This is a genomic window from Algoriella xinjiangensis (genome assembly GCF_900115015.1).
Lineage (GTDB): Bacteria > Bacteroidota > Bacteroidia > Flavobacteriales > Weeksellaceae > Empedobacter > Empedobacter xinjiangensis.
In genome coordinates this window covers 2118-5572 of record NZ_FOUZ01000026.1, presented here as the reverse complement: position 1 = coordinate 5572, position 3455 = coordinate 2118, and the positions used below count along the sequence as shown (strand labels likewise).

Genomic DNA, 3455 nt, shown 5'->3' with positions numbered 1-3455 from the left:
CATAAAAAAAGTCTCAAGAAATAAATCTTGAGACTCTTTATAAAAACTGGCGACGACCTACTCTCCCGCAATAGCAGTACCATCGGCGCAGGCAGGCTTAACTTCTCTGTTCGGAATGGGAAGAGGTGAGCCCTGCAGCTATAGTCACCCTAATATTTTTAACTTAGGTTATTAGTTCCTAGTATTTCTTTGACATTACTGGTTTTATTTTACAATCAATCGCTAATACATTTTCTTCGTATACGACATAATCCAAATAAGATTAACTAACCTTCTCTATGACGGTCAAATCTACTTGATTATTTCTAATCTGAAAAAGTCTATGGGTAATTAGTACTACTCGACTATGACATCACTGCCTTTACATCTATAGCCTATCAACGTTGTAGTCTACAACGACCCTTTAAAGAAGTCTAATCTTGCGGCGAGTTTCGCGCTTATATGCTTTCAGCGCTTATCTCTTCCAAACGTAGCTACTCAGCGGTGCACCTGGCGGCACAACTGATACACCAGAGGTTTGTTCAACACGGTCCTCTCGTACTAGAGTCAACTCCGCTCAAACTTCTAACGATCACAACAGATAGAGACCGAACTGTCTCACGACGTTCTGAACCCAGCTCGCGTGCCACTTTAATGGGCGAACAGCCCAACCCTTGGGACCTTCTCCAGCCCCAGGATGTGACGAGCCGACATCGAGGTGCCGAACCTCCCCGTCGATGTGAGCTCTTGGGGGAGACTAGCCTGTTATCCCCGGAGTACCTTTTATCCTTTGAGCGATGGCCCTTCCATACGGAACCACCGGATCACTATGTCCTGCTTTCGCACCTGCTCGGCTTGTTGGCCTCACAGTCAAGCACCCTTATGCCATTACACTCTACGCACGGTTACCAAGCGTGCTGAGGGTACCTTTGAAAGCCTCCGTTACTCTTTTGGAGGCGACCACCCCAGTCAAACTACCCACCATGCACTGTCCTTCTGAATCAGAAGTTAGGCTCCAAGTAAATAAAGGGTGGTATTTCAACAATGACTCCACAACGCCTAGCGACGCTGCTTCATAGTCTCCCACCTATCCTACACATTATTTACCCGAAGTCAATACAAAGCTATAGTAAAGGTTCACAGGGTCTTTTCGTCCCGTTGCGATTAACCGGCATCTTCACCGATACTACAATTTCACCGAGATCATGGTTGAGACAGTGCCCAGATCGTTACACCATTCGTGCAGGTCGGAACTTACCCGACAAGGAATTTCGCTACCTTAGGACCGTTATAGTTACGGCCGCCGTTTACTGGGGCTTCAGTTAAGAGCTTCGAATTACTTCTAACCCCCTTCCTTAACCTTCCAGCACCGGGCAGGTGTCAGACCCTATACGTCATATTTCTATTTAGCAGAGTCCTGTGTTTTTGATAAACAGTCGCCTGGGCCTTTTTACTGAGGCTGATATTGCTACCAGCGCCCCTTCTCCCGAAGTTACGGGGCTATTTTGCCTAATTCCTTAACCATGAATCGCTCGAGCGCCTTAGGATACTCTCCTCGACCACCTGTGTCGGTTTACGGTACGGGCTGCTTCTCTCGCTATTTCTTGGAACAATCTTCAGAGGGTTATCACTCCAGCCGAAACCTTTGTGTACTATCCTTAGTTTACCTAAGTTCAACGTACTATTCCGTCAGTACGCACCTCCTACGATCATTCGTCACTTTTATTGAGAGCAGGTATGGGAATATTAACCCATTTGCCATCCACTACCCCTTTCGGGTTCGCGTTAGGTCCCGACTAACCCTCAGCTGATTAGCATAGCTGAGGAAACCTTAGTCTTACGGCGAATAAGTTTCTCACTTATTTTATCGTTACTCATTCCTACATTTTCTTTTCTAGAAGCTCCACCGCTCCTTGCCGGAACGACTTCTGCGCCGCTAGAATGCTCCCCTACCAGATGTACATATTTCAGTACAAATCCATAGCTTCGGTAATATGCTTATGCCCGATTATTATCCATGCCGGATCGCTCGACTAGTGAGCTGTTACGCACTCGTTAAATGAATAGCTGCTTCCAAGCTAACATCCTAGCTGTCAATGCAATCCAACCGCGTTTATTCAACTTAGCATATATTTGGGGACCTTAGCTGATGGTCTGGGTTCTTTCCCTCTCGGACATGGACCTTAGCACCCATGCCCTCACTGCCATGAAACATATATTAGCATTCGGAGTTTGTCAGGAATTGGTAGGATTTGACTCCCCCGCATCCAATCAGTAGCTCTACCTCTAATATACTTCACATGACGCTGCACCTAAATGCATTTCGGGGAGTACGAGCTATTTCCCAGTTTGATTGGCCTTTCACCCCTACCCACAGGTCATCCGAAGACTTTTCAACGTCAACCGGTTCGGTCCTCCACTTTGTGTTACCAAAGCTTCAACCTGCCCATGGGTAGATCACAAGGTTTCGCGTCTAATACCACTGACTGTATCGCCCTATTCAGACTCGCTTTCGCTACGGCTCCGTACCTGAAGTACTTAACCTTGCCAGTGACATTAACTCGTAGGATCATTATGCAAAAGGCACGCCGTCACCCCGTAGGGCTCCGACCGCTTGTAGGCGTACGGTTTCAGGATCTATTTCAACTATCTATTCGATATGCTTTTCACCTTTCCTTCACAGTACTAGTTCACTATCGGTCTTTGAGGAGTATTTAGCCTTGGAAGATGGTCCTCCCATATTCGGACAGAATTTCTCGTGTTCCGCCTTACTCGTTATCAACCATATATCCTTTTCGTTTACAGGACTATCACCCTCTTCGGTTAACCTTTCCAGGTTATTCTACTAAAAATATATGGTCTTTAGGGCTAATCCGCGTTCGCTCGCCACTACTTACGGAATCTCAATTGATTTCTTTTCCTATGGGTACTTAGATGTTTCAGTTCCCCACGTTCGCTCTGCTTACGCAGTGACAGGCCTTCAACCTGCCGGGTTGCCCCATTCGGAAATCTTCGGATATAATGTGTATGTGCCACTCCCCGAAGCTTATCGCAGCTTATCACGTCCTTCATCGCCTCTCAAAGCCTAGGCATCCGCCGTACGCCCTTAGTAACTTTTTTCTCGATTCAACCGTCATATTTATGAGCGGTTATGTTAATTTTACTCGTTTATGTGTAAATTGTATACCTTTCAATGCCGAATTAAATCGTTTATTATTTAATTCTATTTAGCTTTGATTAATTTCTTAATCTGTTATTGATTGTATTTGTATTCCAATAATGTCAATGAACTCTTCTATTAAGTGGTAAGTCATAAGTTTTTAGTTATAAGTTGCCTTACTTCTATACTTCTTAAGTCTTATCCTCTTAAAATCGTGGAGAATATCGGAGTCGAACCGATGACCTCTTGCGTGCAAGGCAAGCGCTCTAGCCAGCTGAGCTAATCCCCCTCTTTAATATTATGAGTTATGAATTTA

The 3455-nt window shown here is 45.2% G+C and carries 1 tRNA gene and 2 rRNA genes; all 3 read right to left on the bottom strand.

Annotated elements, in window-relative coordinates:
• Positions 1 to 44 precede the first annotated feature (44 nt).
• Positions 45 to 152: ribosomal RNA gene (gene rrf / locus BM072_RS15130) — 5S ribosomal RNA — on the bottom strand.
• A 158-nt stretch (positions 153 to 310) separates the two neighbouring features.
• Positions 311 to 3099 (bottom strand): 23S ribosomal RNA (locus tag BM072_RS15125).
• 255 nt (positions 3100 to 3354) lie between these two features.
• Positions 3355 to 3428, bottom strand: a tRNA-Ala gene (locus BM072_RS15120).
• Between the last annotated feature and the right edge of the window lie 27 nt (positions 3429 to 3455).